Here is a 17151-nt window from a genome sequence, read left to right on the forward strand (position 1 = left end):
TGGTTTAGCAATTCTAAGATTTGTTCTTCCGGATCAGTTCCGAAACCAATTTTCCTGAAATCAATGCAGGAGGAACTCCGGGTCCAGGAACCGTTAGCTGGCCTGTAAAATATAGGTTTTTGACTTTTTTGCTTTTGAGTTTGGGCCTTAAAAAGGCGGTCTGCAAAAGCGTATTCGCCAATCCGTATGCATTTCCTTTATAGGAATTGTACTCTTTTGTAAAATCATTGATACAAAAGGATTCCTTAAAGATAATATTATTTCGAATGCTTTGTCCGGTAAGTTTCTCAAAACGTTCCATGATTTTGCCAAAATAAACGTTTCTCAATTCTTCCGTATCGGTTATGCCTGGTGCCAGCGGAATTAAAAATATTCCGGCTTCTTTTCCTTCAGGAGCAGCGTTCTTATCGGTTTTTGATGGAAAACTGGCGTAAAACAATGGTTCTTCAGGCCATTTTGGGTCGTCATATATGGCGGCGGCATGCTTCTCAAAATCCACATCAAAAAATAAGGTATGATGCTCTACATCGGCTATCTTTTTGTCAAAACCTACATAAAAGAGCAGGCTGGACGGGGCAAACGTTTTTTTATTCCAATACTCTTCAGAGTACGATCGGTATTTTTGTGGCAGGAGGGTTTCTGTATGGTGATAATCGGCGCCGCTTACAATGATGTCGGCTTCCATTGAGGTTCCATTCACAATAAGCCCTTCCACTTTTCCATCTGCTACACTAATTTCATTTATAACAGCATTGGTCTTTATTTCTACGCCCAATTCTTCTGCCAGTTTTTGCATGGCTTCGACTACGGCATACATTCCGTTTTTTGGATGCCAGGTTCCGAGTCCGAAATCGGCAAAATTCATAAAGCTATAGAACGATGGCGTATCCGAAGGTTTAGCACCTAAAAACAATACCGGAAATTCCAATATCTGAATTATCTTTTTATCCTTAAACCGTTTGCGTACATCTTTTGAAATGTTGCCGAAGAACTGCCCGACCTTCATCATAGTTTCTGGCGTTATCAATTCTAAAGGTGAAACTCCCGGACGGTAAACCAAATTTTTTATGGCGATGTCATAATTGCTTTGGGCTTCCGAAATAAATTCTTTTAGTTTTTGAGAACTGCCTTTTTCTACATCTTCAAACGCTGTGGCTATCTGTTCCAGATTATCAGCAATGGTAATACTATCTTTTTCTCCAAAATAGACTTTGTAAGCCGGCGATAATTTAGACAAATCATAATAGTCTGATGGCTTTTTTCCAAAATCGGCAAAAAATCGTTCAAAAACATCAGGCATCCAGTACCAGGTTGGGCCCATGTCAAAAACAAAGCCTTCTTTTTTTAATTGTCTGGCACGTCCTCCGGAGGTTGCATTTTTTTCATAAATCACCACAGAATGGCCTTGCTTTGCTAAATAGCATGACGCTGCCAAAGCAGAAAAGCCGGAACCTATGATTTTGATATTTTTGCCCATATTGTTTAACAAATATAACAAAATGATAAACAAAATTGAGGTTTTAAGAAATAATTATAGTTTGTTTAGCGCCTCTTGTAAAGCAGTAAGTACGGAAATTTTTGGGTTGAGGTTTTCCAATTCGATATGGCGTGCCATTTTTCCTAAAATCCAAAGTTCAGTACTGTCGTTATTCAAAATTTCAGACTGTACTTTTTTAAGATAGTCAGGAATGGTATCGGTTTCCGGTGCAACAGTCCAATACGTCAGGAATACGATATTTTGAAAATGGGCAGACAATCCTTTTAAATTTTCAACCGGAACAGATTGTCCCAAATAAACTGTTTGGTAGCCATGGCAAAGAATTTCATAGTTAAGATATAATAGTCCCAACTCGTGAATTTCATTCTGTGGCAGGTACAATACAAAGACTTTATCTTTTTTGAGCGGTGCAGCAAGTTGCAGCTGTTCGATATTGTTTATTAACTTCTGACGGACAAGATAACTGATAAAATGTTCATGGGCAGGCGTGATTGTTCCGGTTTGCCAGAGTAATCCAATCTCATTTAATAGGGGAATGAATAATTCCTTAAAAATTTCCCCGAACGATTTGGTGATAAGAAGATTGTCATAAGTGGTATGGAACAGCTTTGTGTCAAAATTCATCATTGCTATTTTAAACGAACTGATAGCCTGATGTTTTATGTTCTTATCCGAAACGATTTCGCTCACAAGCTGCGGAATCTTCTCAGGTGGGAATTTTGAGATTTTGGATATTTTATAACCATGACTGTGCAACAACGTAATATTAAGCAGCTTTTGTAGATTTTCAGCATCGTATAGCCTGATGTTTGTAGAAGTACGCATCGGCTCAAGGATATTATATCTTTTTTCCCATATCCGAATGGTATGGGCTTTTATGCCTGATAAATTTTCCAGGTCTTTAATACTGAAAACACTTTTAGTGCTGTTCATTGTTTTTGATGGTTTGTTAAACAAAAATAATAAAATAAATCAGTATTGGAGATATGCGGGATATTGGGCGGTATAAAAAAACGCAATCCACATAATGCAGATTGCGTTTTTAGGGTTTATAACTAACTATTTTATCGGTTACTGTTTACTGAACTCGTGATGTGTGGATTTGCATCAATTTCTTCTTGCGGAATCTTAAGCTCAAATCGTTTATCATCTGGAGCCAGATTGATTTGAGTTCTATGATTTCCAGTTCGGGTAATGCCACGTAACAGACGTTTTGCATCAAACCATTCGACACCGTTTTCACCGTAAAGTTCTTTTCTTCTTTCCGTTAGGATAAGTTCAAAAAGAGCATTGCCCGAAGCTGTTGAAGCTAGTGCCTGGTTGTCTCTATTCAAACGAATCGCATCCAGTAATTCTCGTGCTCTGCTTTCGTTGCCCAAACGGTATTCAGCTTCGGCTTCAATCAAAATCAATTCCGGGTAGCGGATGATAGGAATATCGGCATCAAATGTAAACTTGAATTTTGAAGTCACAAATTCTTGCCAGTCGCCAACAGGAGCATTGTAAAGATTTGAAAACAAATTCCTGACGTCTGTTGCAGAAAACAGGCTGACAAAATCATCATTGACAAATGTTCCGTGATAAGCTACAGCCACGTGATCCATCATGGCGTGCGGATGTGACATGTAATAGGCGCTTTGGTCTGCCGTTTGTGGCAAAGCCCATAACCATTCTCTGGCATTAAAATCATTAAATCCTTTGGAATAGCTTGCCGCATCCAACACCGAAGCAGTATTTCCGCCATAGGCTTCATTGGCTGTAATTTTAGCATTATTCCAATCTCCAACATATTGATATACCTGTGCTAAAAAAGCCTGAGCCACCTGTTTGTTGATGTACGATTTGTCAATTCGTTCGTCTGACAAACCAGCGACAGCCGTTTCAAGATCGGATAAAATCTGGCCGAAAAATTCAGCTTTTGTCGACATGCCTTTTCCTTCAGAAGTCGGTTCCGTATAAATAGGCGGGAATTGCAGGTTTTTAGGTGACTGGTAGGCATCACCAAATTCCAAAGCCAATTGGAAATAATAAAATCCTCTGAGCGCCAGAGCCTGCGATTTTGTTTCTCGCTTGTCCTGTTCTGATAGCTGACTGCTGGAATCAATTCCTTGAATCAGGTTGTTCAACTGGTCGATAATCTTATATGAAAATCTCCATGTAAAATTAGGACGTGTATAAGTTGCTTCCCGATTTTGGAAATCATAATCGTCACCAAACCAAATCTGTTTCTGGATTAACGATTCGCCCCTGACGCTTCTCGCAAAATAAATAGACTGCAATCCGGCGGCTTCATTGTTAAGGAACTGTCCTCGGTTCAATCGTAATATTCCCGCAATAAAGGCATCGACACCTGCGCGGTTGCTAAAAATAACATCGGGAGTGACATTATTTGTTGGCTTCGGATCGTTTAAGAAATCCGAAGAACATCCGGTTTGCAAAAGGTTTGCAGATATAAGAGCGAGTAAAATATATGTTTTTTTCATGTCTTTAGGTATTAAAAATTAAGGTTGAATCCTAATGTCACGGTTCTTGAAAGCGGCGACCTAAAATTGGTTGTACCGTTAATACTTTGTTCCGGATCGATTCCTTTATGTGATTGGAACGTCAGCAGGTTATCAGCCTGAAGGTAAACTCTTGCCTGGTTGATTTTCAAATTGTGAATGTTCTCAATTGGAAGGGTGTATCCTATCGTTAAGGCTTTTAATCTCAGGTAATCGTTTTTATACAAGAATCGCGTAGAAGCCGCCGCAAAATTGTTGGTTGAGTTTAACAGCACCGGAATATTGGTAATGTCTCCCGGTTTTGTCCAACGATTTTCAATATCAGGAGAGCTTTGTCGTCCTCTTGAAATTCCGCCCATCAATGAAGCATAATCCGAATCATAAACATAAGAGCCTAAACTAAAGTTGAATAAGGCGCTTGCGTCAAATCTTTTATATTGGATAGAGTTTGTAATACCTCCAATGATTTTAGGAAGAGCTGACTTGTTATAATATCTTGTTGCTTCATCATAATCTTTCGTGGTTTCTTTACCAACAACAACACCGTTGGCATCTGTTACATCTTTATACCACATGGCATAACCGTCATTTGGATCAACACCGGCATAGTCTCTCAAATAAAAATCATAGAGCGAACGACCTACTTCCCATCGGTTCAAGCCAGTGATAAAAGAATCCTGCGTTAGTTCCGTAACCTTGTTTCTGTCTAAAGAAAAATTCAGATTCGTATTCCATGAGAAATTGTCAGTTTTGATGTTATGCGATGTCAGGCTTACTTCAAGTCCGTAATTTCTTAGAGAGCCAGCATTGGTCAAAACACTTGTATTTCCGGTTGATGATGGAATAGGGACATTGTACAAAAGGTCAATTGAGCTTTTGTTATAGTAGTCTACCGAACCTTCCAGACGGTTGTTGAAAAGGCTAAAATCCAATCCGATATTGAATGATGCCGTTTTTTCCCAGGTCAGATTTTTATCGACCCGATTGCCTAGCAATACGCCCGGGTTTTCTAATTGGCTGAAACCAGTTTCAAAACTTTGGATATATGGAAAATACGAAGTTGTCTGATTGTTACCCAATTCACCATAAGAAGTTCTTAATTTTAAGAGACTGAGAACATTGCTGTCTTTTAAGAAATTCTCGTCCGAGATTATCCAGGAAGCTCCAACCGAGTAAAAATTGCCCCAACGTACATCTTGCGAAAATCGGGAAGAACCGTCTCTTCTGTAAGAGGCTTCAAGGAAATATTTGTTTGAAAAATCATAACTCACTCTTCCCAAGAAACTGTTTAAACGGTCTTCCAAAACGTATCCATCTATAGATTCAGGAGTAGTTCCGCCGCCTATGACCGTCACGCCAGGCAAAAATCCGGTCGAAGAAGCTGCAAACAGGTCATTTTTGGATTGGTAGGCTTCGTAAATTACATCAACACCTATGGAGTGATCTCCAAAATTATTGTCATAACGCAATGCATTGATGAAGTTTATGGTTTTTGTGCTCGTCTTTTCACGGCTTACCCTACCATTAACGCTTGATGCTTGCCCATAAACCGAACTCATGTATTCCTTAGCATCATAGTTGTAATCTTCATAAGCCAAATTGGTCTTGAAAGAAAGATTGTCCGTCAATAAAAACTTAGCATATCCGTTAAGATTTACATTACTTCTGTTGTTCCGGTTTTGGTCGTTATAAAGTGAACCAACAGCATTATCACCACTCATTAACGGACGTACTCCATTAACCAATTGGGCAGTGTTTCCGTAGTCAAAAATATTTCCAGCAACAAGACTGCCATCAGGATTTCGTCTGTATACAGGATATACGCTTGGCATTGCATAAATCCAGCTCATGGCACTTGTAAAAGAAGTACCGGATTGCACCGGAAAGTTTTGTCGGGAAGCGGAATAAGCAACATTGCTGCCAATTTCAAGCCAGTCGTTTACTTTGGTATCAAGGTTCAATCGGAAGGTGGAACGTTCAAACTTTGAGGTTTTTACTAATCCGTCCTGATTTAGATAATTTCCGGAAAAGAAATACGTCGTATTATCGCTACCGCCGCTTACGTTGAAATTGTATTCATTCCTGAAACTTTGGTTTCTAAACAGTTCGTCTTTCCAATTGGTTTGCCAGTTTAATTGAGCATTTGGATTTAACTGTCCGTTCGAATCGATAATGTTTGGAACGTTATACGGATTGTATCCCAATGCGCTAACTAAACCTGAAGCGGCATTATTAGCTGCATTTTCTGGCGTTTGTCCCTGCACATACTGATACGTGTTTTTTCGGGCTTCCCATAAATATTTTACATAGTCGTTAGTGCCCAAAACTTCATGGGTTTTTACAGCATCGCTGGAGATTCCTGATGAAACTCTAAAACTTACCTGAGGCAGTGAATTTCTCTTACCTGATTTTGTTTTGATAACAATTACTCCATTGGCACCACGCGAACCGTATAAGGCTGTTGAAGCCGCATCTTTCAGGACATTCATCGATTCAATCTGGTCAGAACTGATAGAGTTAATGTTTCCGTTAAATGGAACACCATCTACAATAATCAGTGGAGAAGCAGATGCATTAATAGAACCGATTCCTCTGACCCTTATTGTAGGACTTTCACCCGGCTGTCCGCTTGAATTAATAACGCTGACACCCGGAACAGAACCTTGTAAGGCTGAAATTACCGAAGTGGCCTGCTGTTTCTCCAAAACTTCGCTGCTCACTTTTCCAATAGCACCAACAACCGCACGTTGCTTTTGAGTACCATAGGCTACAATTACAATTTCGTCTAACCCAAGGCTTTCATCCAAAAGCTGTACTGTCAGACTGGATTGGTTTCCAACCTTAATTTCCTGGGTTTTGTATCCCAAAAAAGTAAAGACAAGAATATCGTCAGGAGCTGCTTTAATAGTGAACTTTCCATCGAAATCGGTTTGGGTTCCTAGCGTAGTGTTTTTTATCGCTACAGCAACACCGGGGAGCGAAAGGCTGTTCGCATCAGTAACATAGCCGGAAATTTCCTTTTCTTGCGCTGCTGCTATTAGCGCGTTGAGAAGCAAAAATCCGAATAGAATTTTTGATAGTTTACTCTTCATTTTTAAAAGATTTGATTAATTTTAGCAGCATACACATACACGTATCGTTTTTTAGCTGCTATAAAAAACGGCACAAAAAAAGGAGGCTCACACAAGCCTCCTTTGTTTTATACAAAGTTGAGGTCTTACGATTTTATGAGATGTCCATACACCAATAGCTCATTGATGTATTGCCATACATTGAAGTAGAATTTGTACAGGAGGTTGTGGCGCTATGGCAACAACTTTTACATAGCATCATACTGTCTAAAAAGCCAAAAAAGTTTTTAGATTTTGAAAAAGTGTTTTCACTGATGTTTGTAAGCTGATTCATTTTTTAGATTTTAATATTTGATGTAGCATCAAATTCTTAGTCCATATTTCTGTGGCAAATTTATTTAATTAAATAGTTTAATTCTGTAAAATATATTAAAATCAGTATATTTTTCTTTTTAAGTTAATTTTCACAGTATGTTTTTGTAGTTTTGTAATGAGCATTTTATCTAAAACAGAAAATCATACTATGACAACACTAGACGCAACCGATAGAAAATTGCTGTTGGAGCTTCAAAAAGACGCAAAACAATCGATAAAACAGCTGGCAGAGAAAGTAAACTTGTCCATTACGCCGGTTCATGAAAGAATTAAAAAGCTGGAATCATCGGGTGTCATCCAGAATTATGCGGCAGTAATTGACCCAAAAGCCTTGGGGAAAAAATTGCTGGTCTATTGCCAGGTAACTCTCGTGAGGCATCAGGAATCGCTTTTTGAAGAATTTGAAGATTATGTTTTAGGACTCGATGAGGTTTTGGAAGCCTCTTATATAGCAGGAACCTATGACTTTTTATTAAAACTTTTGCTGGATGATATGGAAGATTATCAAAATTTTGCCGTACACAAAATCTCCAAGCTAGAAATTATTTCCAATATCAAAAGTGCTTTTGTAATCAGGAGCATCAAAGAAAGTTCAGTAATCAACTGCCTGTAAAATAGGGAAGAAGCCTTATTTTTCATGGCCTTGGTACTAAAGAATAAAAAATATTGATATTAAAATCAGATTTATCCATGAATATATTTATATGTTTCGATATGTTTTGTAATTTTGCAATGGATTTACCAGATAAATCTTTATCATAATTATGATGATGGATAACAAAAAAATAGAGAAAATATCCAAAGCCTTAAGCGATGTAAGCCGGATTGCTATTTTGCAGCAATTCAAAAAAAAGCACGATGGTGTTTATTGCGCTGAGGTTAATGATATGCTCGATCTTACGCAGCCTTCTGTTTCCCATCACCTCAAACAATTGGTAGATGCCGATCTTCTTATTCCTGAAAAAGAAGGAAGAAACCTAAAATATTCGCTCAACCAGAAAGTGCTTGACGATTATATAGCTTGCCTGAATAACCTGAAAGGTTAGCTTTACTTGTCCGCAATTTTTTTAACCTTTATTATTAATAGAAACATTTAAATATTTGAATTAATGAATAAGTCAATCTATATAATGGCTTTGGGAGCCTTCGGTATCATTACCACAGAATTTGGAGTTATAGGTATTTTGCCTACGTTGGCTAAAGAATTTCAAGTTTCAATCGATACGGCTGGCTGGCTGTTAAGCGCTTTTGCTTTGACCGTTGCGGTTGCCGGTCCTTTTACGACCATGCTTACTGCGAAGATAAACCGCAAGACAATTATGTGTGCTGTTTTGGCAACTTTCGTACTCTCGAATCTGCTTTCGGCTATTGCTCCCAATTTTACGATGCTGATGATTGCCCGTATAGTACCGGCTTTTTTACACCCGGTTTTTTGGGCGGTATCCATGTCGGCGGCAGCCAAACAAGCTGGGCCTAAAGATGCTCCAAAAGCAATTTCGGTTGTTATGGCAGGTTTGAGTGTGGCGACTGTTTTAGGTGTGCCTATCACAACGTATATGGCTGATCTGTTTGATTGGAGAGCTTCCTTTATTCTGGCCGGAATCATTAATCTTGTTGCTTTTGCTGCTTTGGCCATTTTTGTGCCTTCAATGCCAGTAGAGGAGAAGCCATCTGCGGAAAATCAGGTAAAAGTATTAGACAAGCCGCAGGTATGGTTTAAGCTTTTCACGTCGCTAATTATAGTAGCAGGAATGTTTGCAACTTATGGCTATCTGGCTGAATTTTTGGATAAGATTTCGCACATGAACGGGACAGAAATTAGTATCATGCTGTTGGTTTTTGGTATTACTGGTATTGTTGGGAACTGGCTTATGGGAATTGCGCTCAGTAAAAATGTAATGCTGACCAACCGATTGTTTTTGCTTTCCCTGATTGGAATCCATTTATTGGCCTATCAATTTGGAGGCGCTTTTGTTCCTATGGTTATTATTCTTTCAGTATGGGGATTCATACACACAGGAGGTTTTCTAGCGGCCAATATCCATATCATAAACGGTGTTCCTGAACAGGCACTTGAAAGTGTAAACGGACTGATGCCTTCTTTCTTTAATGCGGGTATCACCTTGGGAACTTTGCTTGGAGGTTTTGTCATAGCACACTATGGCGTTCATGAAGTTATTTGGTTGAGTGTTCCTTTGCTATTGCTGGCTTTTGGTTTTACTTTTATTACGTTAGAAAAGAAGCGTAAGGTTGTAGAAGGAGCAATAGAGGTAGAAGAATTGATAGAAGAAGAAGCTGAACCGGTTAAGGTGGTTTCTTGCGAATAATTTTTCTTTGCGGCTTAGCGTCTTTGCGAGAGAATAGTTGCTCGCAAAGACGCTAAGCCGTAAAGTTTTTAGAATGTATTTTGGTATAAAGTTTTTGACAATTACCAATAGAAAAGGCCTCTCAAGAGGCCTTTTTCTGTTTATTGTTTTTCGTAAGTAGATTCTGTTCCGTCTGCAGCGATAATTCCGTTAAAAAGAACCATTGTTTTGTCAGATAAGAGAACATACATCTTTTCTCCATTATTAAATGTGATGCTATAATTGGCTTTTTTGTCATTGACAGGTACATTTTCTTCCGGAGTAATAGAAAAACTGCCGCTGTCTGTCTTTTTACCATCGTTGTATTTTTCAAAATTCTGTCCGTCGAATTTGAAATAATTACCATTGCCGGCTTTGAAATCAGGATTTACTCCCGCAACTTGTATTCCTGCAATATGCCTAAGCTCCCATGTTCCGTCAAGTCCCGGACCTGTTGCCTTTTTGGAACAGCTAATGACTGTAAAAAGGACAATTAAGCTGAATGATACTCTAAAAATGTTTTTCATAGAATTTTTATTAAAATGTTAGCAAGCAACCAAATTAATAAAATAGGAAGAGAAAAGAAGTTTTTTGTAAGTAATTATTTAATCCTGAGTCTTTTGATTTTTCTTCTTTTTTAAGAAATCAAAAGAGTCGAGCCTTCGGATATAGGAAAGTTTAAAATTTCCCGAAAATAGGCTGACATTTGCATTGTCGTTATCTGAAAAGGCAGAAAATATGGTATTGCTGACATACGAAAATCCAACAGACCAGTTTTCCGTATCATATCCTAAGGCTACACGTGGAAATAACGTTGGATACACTTCGATTTTTTCCTTGCCAAATGTGTTGAATTTTTCGGAACCAATATTAACTCCTACTGTTGTGGAGATTCCGGCAAACCATTTTTTATTGATGGCCCATAGATAGGCATAACCTCCGCTTACTCCGAATTGAAAATTATGCAATGAGTTTTTTTTCTCATGAACGAACGAACTATCGGATTCGATTTTTGAAAAATAAACACCACCGCCAATCAGAAAACTCCCTGCTGACTTCAATTGCCTTTCATTTTGGTTAAAAGCCGCCCTGTATGAAAACTTCTTATTATTGAAAACATATTGTCCGAAGGCACCATATTGCCTGATTTTCAAATCAGGATAAAGGGCAAGTACATTACCTGATTCATCTTGAGTATAGAATCCCTTATATCGCTGTATAAAAACATCAAAGATGAATTTCTTTCCGTAATTGTGTATCTGGAGATCCAGCGCTTTGGTTTTCCCTTTTTCCTTGTCTCTCATAAAATTAAATCCCTGTCCGTAGCTGACATTTACAATCGTATTGTTCATAGAAAATCCGATTCCAATATTGGGAGGATTGTTAGGTGTGAACTTTTTGGATTCTTCGGTACCTATCTGTTGCTCCATAGACAGAAAATTAAAGGCAAGATAGGTTCGTAATGAGAATTTATGTTCGTATGGCTTGATATAGGTGCTATCGCGCTGTGCCCATACACAAGACGTCATAAGAAAAAAGAAAAGGAGAAAATAAGGTTTCATTGTGGTAGAAAACGCAAATTGCCTGTCAGAATTATTTATTGTAGAAAAAATCTTTATAAAAGTAGTAAAATAAATAAGCATGGAAAACATCCGGTTATAATAATGTAAAGTTTTTGGCTCGCACTATCAGAAAAGAATAGTGTTTGTATTGTTTTGTAATACAGTTGTTTATGGTGATGTCGCAAAATTGTCGTAATAATGACGTCCTGTATTTATCGCAAAATTCGAGTTGTATTCCGAATCTTGCACAAAAAAGAAATCGGAATGAAAACTTTAAAAAAAATCTTGTTGGGACTATTTGTCCTTATTGTGGCATCACTGATTGGAGGTTATTTTTATTTTGAAAAAAAATTCTCGCCGCCTGAAAATTATCTTCATGTTTCGGGTATTTCGGAAGATGTGCCAATACAATGGGAAGGAGATGATGAAAATCCGCATGCTGCTCTTCTTTTGCCGGTTCACATTAAAGGAATTGATAAGCCATTTTTTATGCAGTTGGATTTGGGTTCGCCCGTCACTGTATTTTATAAGAACTCTTTGGAATCTGTCAAGACCGCATTTTCGAATAAGATTCCGGTAATTTCGGAAAAAGGAAAAATTGCATTGGATTTTTCGCTTCAGGATATGAAGGTTTCGTCAGATGTTTTTGAGGTATTGGATTATGGCAGTAAAATTGATTTTGAAAATCCTAATACCCGGAATATAATTGGAACTATTGGAACTGATTTATTAGAAAAAAGAATTATCACGCTCGATTTTAAAAACAGCCGCTGTTCCTTTTCCAAAACAATGGAAGAGAGTGATTTTTCCAAATTTGAATTTAAAAAGCGAAGAATACTAATTCCTGCTATCGTTGGTAATGAAAATCTTAAGCTGATGTACGATTCAGGAACAAGCGGTTATGAGCTTATTATGAATAGAGATAAATGGGAAAAATACAAGGCAAGCGATAAGGTAAAAATTGAAAAAGGAAATTCATGGGGAAAAGTCCTCACAGTAATAACAGCTCCATCAGATCGAGAAATAAGATTTGGAAGTAAAATGCTCCAACTTTCAGAAGTGACCTGCATAGAAGGAACGTCAAAGGCACAAAACTTTTTGATGAAACTTTCGGGAATGCAGGGAATGATTGGGAATAAATTATTTCTCAACCAGAAAATAATTTTGGATTGTGGGAATCAGGTATATAAAATTGAGTAATAAATAATTTTCGGATGCCATTATATAGATTAATTGGTGATTTGAATACATTTAATATGTTGAAAATTGTATCCATTATTCGTATCATAACAAATAAATAACATTTAAACTGTTGTTTTTTATGATATTTAATGTTTTATTTGCGATTCTCTATTCTTCTTTAGCACATACGCTGGTCTTAGTTTAGGGATCATAATACAAACTATTTTTCTGGAATATTCAAAATCTAAAGGAAGATAGTTATACTTCCACAAAAAATTTAGGTATGATTCAATAGTAGGAATTCTATTGAATGTTAGGACTAACAATCAGCCTTAGGCATAATAAGATTGTTATTTGGCATTTATATGTCAAATTGTTTAGAAGCCCAACAAACTATATTCTGTATCTGTTAAAAATAAATTTAGCAAGTACACAGGTAAACAAATGGGTATATGAACACCAATGTTATTAATAATTATACAAGGCTTAAGGCATCTCTATTCTTGCTGCCTCTGTTTCTGTTAGCTGTGATCGCTTTGTTTCTGTACAGCCAGAATGCTCTAAGTGTTGGAGGCTATATACAAATTCAAAAGAACAGTTTCTTTTTTATCAACCACTATCTCGGGCAGTACCCGAACCTACTGATCAATCTTACCCAATTAGGAGATGCCCTGGTTATTTTGTCACTTTTAAGTATTTTCTTCGTTTATGCGTCAAAAGTCTGGGAATCTCTGATTTCAGGTTCATTAGTTTCTTTGCTATTGTCCGGTTTGCTAAAAAAAATATTTGCGATCCCACGGCCTGCAGCAGTATTTAGTGATGATAGCTTTATCATTATCGGGAAAAAATTAACAGGACACAACAGTCTGCCTTCCGGGCATTCTATTACAGTCTTTACTGTACTTACTGTCCTGTTGTTTTCATTTATGCCCAAGAGCCTGAAATATAAAATCGTATGGTATTTAGCAATTGTTGTTGCAGGATTGATGCTTGTTTTTACACGAGTAGGAGTAGGAGCCCATTATCCGTTTGATGTAATAGTAGGTAGCATCATAGGATATATCTCAGGACTTGCCGGTATCTTTATCAGCAGAAAATACAAACTCTGGGCTTGGATTTGCAATAAAAAATACTGTCCTGTTTTTATTTTGCTATTTCTAATTTGCTGTATTTTGCTTGTATTCAGAATAATTAACCAAAATCTGATATTGTTTTACCTCGCAGCGGCCGGTCTGGCCGTGACATTGTATAAAATTATTGTTGCCTATCTTAAAAAGCAGTCCGAGGATAGCCGTAATCATTTGGCATAATACGAATTAACATAAAAACCTTAAATTAAAATGAGAAAGAATTTATCCACCTTTATCTTATGCTGCCTGACTATGGCTGCAAAATCTCAAACCGCAAGTGTTGAAAAATCATTATTTGGAATCCAGACCGGTTTTTTGGGTGTTTGGGCGCATAATGAAACTAAATTGTCAAATCAGATTGTGTTAAGAAGTGAGCTAGGATTAGATAGTGGAATATGGGGAGGCGATTATTATGATAAAACAGGTTTTTTAATGACACCTGTAATAACAGTAGAACCACGTTGGTATTACAATTTGAATAAAAGAGTAGCTAAATCAAAAAGAATTGATGGAAATAGCGGAAACTTTATTTCGCTTAAAACGAGTTATCATCCGGATTGGTTTGTTATTTCCAATGATGATGTAAATATTATTAGTGACATTTCAATTATACCTACTTGGGGAATCAGGAGGAATATAGGCAAACATTTTAATTATGAGACAGGCATTGGTGTTGGATACCGCTATATTTTTGCTAAACAGGCAGGTTATCTCGAAAATAAAAGCGAAACAACACTAAATCTACACCTCCGGATAGGCTACACCTTCTGATAAAAATGGAAGTGCCATCTGGTTTATAGCAAAAGCGAGAACTGTACGAATCACAAATAGAAAAGTTTTAAAGTATTATCTTAAAGTTTTTATCTGTTGCCAGTAAAACAAAGGTGAGTATACACATGGGTAAGGAATCATAAAAATGGAAGTATTCCTGATGTGCCATGTGTGCCGTAAAAGCTCCAACCGCAAAAGGAAACAGCAGCAGTATTCCTAAGTTTTTCAATTGGGATTTAAAAATTCCGATTACAACCAGGAGTACACCTATCAACTCGCCTATACCAATTAGAATTGTCCAGGTTGTATTAAAACCCAAAGATTGCATACTCTGCATCATAGATTGTTTCTGAAAAACCTTAAACAGTGAAGCATATCCAAACACATAAACATAATAAACATAACTGAGCCAATAAATGATAGAAATAGTTTTCATTGTTTTATAATTTTTTGTTGATATTGCAAACTTCTTAATTAACTTTCATAAATAATAGAACGTACAAAATTGTATGGTACTAACAAAAAAGTAAGTATGAAAAAGAGAAAAGAGACTTCAACAAACAGTATCAATGAGACATACTGGAAAAACAGCTGTGGTATTGCATTTACCTTGTCTTTAATTGGAGGGCGATGGAAAATAAACATACTGTCTTATCTGTTGAATGAAAAAGTACTTAGGTATAGTGAGTTAAGAAACAGATTAGTCGGGATTTCAGAACGGATGTTGATTTCACAACTAAAAGAATTGGAAAATGACGGATTGGTTAATAGAATTGTTCATCAACAAGTACCTCCAAAGGTTGAGTATGAATTGACCGAGCTTGGATTTTCACTCCAACCATTATTGAATTTGATGGATAAGTGGGGCGAGGATAATTTAGAAAAATAAGTATGTGGCTAATCTGCTAGGAATAAATGTTTTATAACACTGAAGCGACAAATGCCAGAAATCTGAAAAAACGAATTAAGGATTGCCTGATAGCTAAATATTAAGTGGAGACCAGAAACCACTCAAAAAAACGGGGCGTTACTGAAAAGCCTTATGAGTAAGGAAATTTAACTTAAAAAGACAATTTATGAAAAAAAGAGTTTTCACTCTAGCAGTTGGAGCACTACTATGCTCAACATTATTCACTTCATGCTATACCTATACTACCGTTGTAGGACAAGGAGCAAAAGGAAATCAAAAAGTTTCAAAATGGAACCATTATGTAATTTATGGTTTAGCTCCAGTTGGTGTTTCAGATGCTAAAGCAATGGCTGAAGGAGCAACTGATTACACTGTTACTACAAAGCACTCATTTGTTAACGGTCTACTTGCTGGTTTGACTTTAGGTATCTATACACCAACAACCACAACAGTTCAAAAATAAGGTTAAATTCTGACAGAGAGCGGTATGAAATAGTTCCGCTCTCTGCGGATTTTTTAAAATAAAAAAACTAATAATGATGAGAAAAATACTTTTTTTACTTCTATTGATAATAGGATTAATCTTGACCTATACTATTGGAAGAATATTTATATATGACTATGATCGCCTTACAGATTATGGTTTTGGATATTTGATAGGTTTGATAATTATATTACTATTAATTATCAGCATTACTGGTTGGTTAGGTATCAAAATATATAGAAAGAAGAGTCAATCATAGATAATAGTTGATAGTTAATATGATAGATAATTTGCCTACATACATATCTTTAACTTTTGGACTGACAGCATTGGCAACCTTACTGCTTTTTGTATGGACAATCAGAAATTCAAATCAGGAACACACCCGAAAAAAAGCAATTCCTATTTTTGCGAGCTTAACAATTTGGTTGACAATTCAGGCCATTTTGGCTATAGAAAATACATACAATTCAGATATGGATTCATTTCCTCCAAAAATTATGTTGATGGGAATATTTCCGGCAATTCTGACAATCATTGCCTTATTTTCAACTTTAAAAGGCAGGCAATTTATTGACAGTTTACCGCTCAAAAATTTGACCTATTTGCATAGTGTTAGAATACCTGTTGAAATTGTTTTGTTTTGGCTTTTTCTTTACAAAACAATACCGGAACTTATGACTTTTGAAGGACGAAACCTTGATATTTTTGCTGGAATCACGGCACCTTTTATTGCCTATTTTGGTTTTACAAAACACAGGATAGGACGAAAAGGAATATTGCTTTGGAATTTTATCAGCCTCGGACTTTTAATAAATATTGTTGTAAATGCCCTATTTTCAACTCCGTCTCCAATACAAAAATTTGCTTTTGACCAGCCCAATATTGCAATTCTAAATTTCCCCTTTAATTGGTTGCCCACTTTTATTGTCCCTATTGTATTATTTGGACATTTGGCATCCATCAGGCAATTATTAAAATAAAAAATGAATATTCAAACAGCAGATAAAAAGTAGCATAAAAGTCATATATTACATACGAAATTAGAGTACTTATCAGCATTTTTAAAGCCTTGAAAATCATGGAAAATAACAAAGCGTCATCGTTTATTTTTGGTATTATAGCAATCATTTTAGGAAGTGTTTTATTCAAGCAGTTCGATTTTAAAACCCTAAAATTTGAACATACAGGATTGGCTTTTATTTATGGTATTACCTTTATATTATCAATTAATATCCTGGTGAGAAACTACAAGAACAACCAGAAAAATAAAAAATAGTAATAATTAAGAATTTCTCAGGTGTTACTGCAAGGTTGTACCT

General features: G+C 36.6%; 18 protein-coding genes. 10 read left to right on the top strand and 8 right to left on the bottom strand.

Going from position 1 to position 17151, the window contains the following annotated elements:
• Nucleotides 1-13: 13 nt before the first annotated feature.
• From ABH942_RS14410 to ABH942_RS14430, 5 genes are all read right to left on the bottom strand, one after another.
• The gene (locus ABH942_RS14410) at nucleotides 14-1477 is read right to left on the bottom strand and encodes a phytoene desaturase family protein (RefSeq protein WP_370033157.1); all 1464 of its coding nucleotides are present in this window, start codon (nucleotides 1475-1477) and stop codon (nucleotides 14-16) included.
• Nucleotides 1478-1531: 54 nt separating this feature from the next.
• A complete protein-coding gene (locus tag ABH942_RS14415; protein ID WP_370033159.1) occupies nucleotides 1532-2431 on the bottom strand; it encodes a MerR family transcriptional regulator in 900 nt (299 codons plus the stop codon).
• A 131-nt stretch (nucleotides 2432-2562) separates the two neighbouring features.
• Nucleotides 2563-3981 (bottom strand): RagB/SusD family nutrient uptake outer membrane protein, encoded by a 1419-nt coding sequence (locus ABH942_RS14420; protein ID WP_370033161.1) that lies wholly within the window; start codon nucleotides 3979-3981, stop codon nucleotides 2563-2565.
• A gap of 11 nt (nucleotides 3982-3992) precedes the next feature.
• The gene (locus ABH942_RS14425; RefSeq protein ID WP_370033163.1) at nucleotides 3993-7091 is read right to left on the bottom strand and encodes a SusC/RagA family TonB-linked outer membrane protein; all 3099 of its coding nucleotides are present in this window, start codon (nucleotides 7089-7091) and stop codon (nucleotides 3993-3995) included.
• A 133-nt stretch (nucleotides 7092-7224) separates the two neighbouring features.
• Nucleotides 7225-7404, bottom strand: coding sequence for a hypothetical protein (locus ABH942_RS14430; RefSeq protein WP_370033165.1), 180 nt, complete (start codon nucleotides 7402-7404; stop codon nucleotides 7225-7227).
• A 189-nt stretch (nucleotides 7405-7593) separates the two neighbouring features.
• Between ABH942_RS14430 and ABH942_RS14435 the strand changes: the two genes are divergently transcribed.
• From ABH942_RS14435 to ABH942_RS14445, 3 genes are all read left to right on the top strand, one after another.
• Nucleotides 7594-8058 carry an Lrp/AsnC family transcriptional regulator gene (locus ABH942_RS14435; protein WP_370033167.1) on the top strand — a complete coding sequence of 155 codons (465 nt, stop codon included), beginning with the start codon at nucleotides 7594-7596 and terminating at the stop codon, nucleotides 8056-8058.
• A 151-nt stretch (nucleotides 8059-8209) separates the two neighbouring features.
• On the top strand, nucleotides 8210-8491 hold the full coding sequence (locus ABH942_RS14440) for an ArsR/SmtB family transcription factor (RefSeq protein WP_370033169.1): 282 nt from the start codon (nucleotides 8210-8212) through the stop codon (nucleotides 8489-8491).
• Nucleotides 8492-8554: 63 nt separating this feature from the next.
• Entirely contained in the window at nucleotides 8555-9772 is a 1218-nt protein-coding gene (locus ABH942_RS14445) for an MFS transporter (protein ID WP_370033171.1), read from the top strand.
• Between the two features lie 140 nt (nucleotides 9773-9912).
• Here ABH942_RS14445 and ABH942_RS14450 read toward each other — a convergent pair whose 3' ends face one another.
• Both ABH942_RS14450 and ABH942_RS14455 read right to left on the bottom strand, forming a co-directional pair.
• The gene (locus tag ABH942_RS14450) at nucleotides 9913-10317 is read right to left on the bottom strand and encodes a hypothetical protein (RefSeq protein WP_370033173.1); all 405 of its coding nucleotides are present in this window, start codon (nucleotides 10315-10317) and stop codon (nucleotides 9913-9915) included.
• 78 nt (nucleotides 10318-10395) lie between these two features.
• Nucleotides 10396-11352, bottom strand: a complete 957-nt coding sequence (locus tag ABH942_RS14455; RefSeq protein ID WP_370033175.1) for a DUF4421 family protein — start codon at nucleotides 11350-11352, stop codon at nucleotides 10396-10398.
• Nucleotides 11353-11616: 264 nt separating this feature from the next.
• On the opposite strand from ABH942_RS14455, the gene ABH942_RS14460 reads away from it, so the two are divergent.
• From ABH942_RS14460 to ABH942_RS14470, 3 genes are all read left to right on the top strand, one after another.
• Nucleotides 11617-12552 (top strand): hypothetical protein, encoded by a 936-nt coding sequence (locus ABH942_RS14460; RefSeq protein WP_370033177.1) that lies wholly within the window; start codon nucleotides 11617-11619, stop codon nucleotides 12550-12552.
• Between the two features lie 434 nt (nucleotides 12553-12986).
• A complete protein-coding gene (locus tag ABH942_RS14465; protein ID WP_370033179.1) occupies nucleotides 12987-13844 on the top strand; it encodes a phosphatase PAP2 family protein in 858 nt (285 codons plus the stop codon).
• Between the two features lie 30 nt (nucleotides 13845-13874).
• Complete coding sequence (locus ABH942_RS14470; protein WP_370033181.1) at nucleotides 13875-14435, top strand: hypothetical protein; 561 nt, start codon at nucleotides 13875-13877, stop codon at nucleotides 14433-14435.
• A gap of 67 nt (nucleotides 14436-14502) precedes the next feature.
• Here the strand turns inward: ABH942_RS14470 and ABH942_RS14475 are convergent, their stop codons facing one another.
• On the bottom strand, nucleotides 14503-14871 hold the full coding sequence (locus tag ABH942_RS14475; protein ID WP_370033183.1) for a DoxX family protein: 369 nt from the start codon (nucleotides 14869-14871) through the stop codon (nucleotides 14503-14505).
• A gap of 96 nt (nucleotides 14872-14967) precedes the next feature.
• On the opposite strand from ABH942_RS14475, the gene ABH942_RS14480 reads away from it, so the two are divergent.
• The 4 genes from ABH942_RS14480 to ABH942_RS14495 all read left to right on the top strand — a co-directional run bounded on the left by ABH942_RS14480 (nucleotide 14968) and on the right by ABH942_RS14495 (nucleotide 17108).
• Nucleotides 14968-15324: a winged helix-turn-helix transcriptional regulator gene (locus ABH942_RS14480; RefSeq protein ID WP_370033185.1), complete on the top strand. Its 357-nt coding sequence runs from the start codon at nucleotides 14968-14970 to the stop codon at nucleotides 15322-15324.
• Between the two features lie 187 nt (nucleotides 15325-15511).
• Nucleotides 15512-15808: a Bor family protein gene (locus ABH942_RS14485; protein ID WP_370033187.1), complete on the top strand. Its 297-nt coding sequence runs from the start codon at nucleotides 15512-15514 to the stop codon at nucleotides 15806-15808.
• A 299-nt stretch (nucleotides 15809-16107) separates the two neighbouring features.
• Complete coding sequence (locus ABH942_RS14490) at nucleotides 16108-16812, top strand: hypothetical protein (RefSeq protein WP_370033189.1); 705 nt, start codon at nucleotides 16108-16110, stop codon at nucleotides 16810-16812.
• Between the two features lie 98 nt (nucleotides 16813-16910).
• Complete coding sequence (locus tag ABH942_RS14495) at nucleotides 16911-17108, top strand: hypothetical protein (RefSeq protein ID WP_370033191.1); 198 nt, start codon at nucleotides 16911-16913, stop codon at nucleotides 17106-17108.
• Nucleotides 17109-17151 lie beyond the last annotated feature (43 nt).

Origin of the sequence: Flavobacterium sp. 28YEA47A (assembly GCF_041262125.1) — a bacterium.
In the GTDB taxonomy this organism is placed as follows: domain Bacteria; phylum Bacteroidota; class Bacteroidia; order Flavobacteriales; family Flavobacteriaceae; genus Flavobacterium.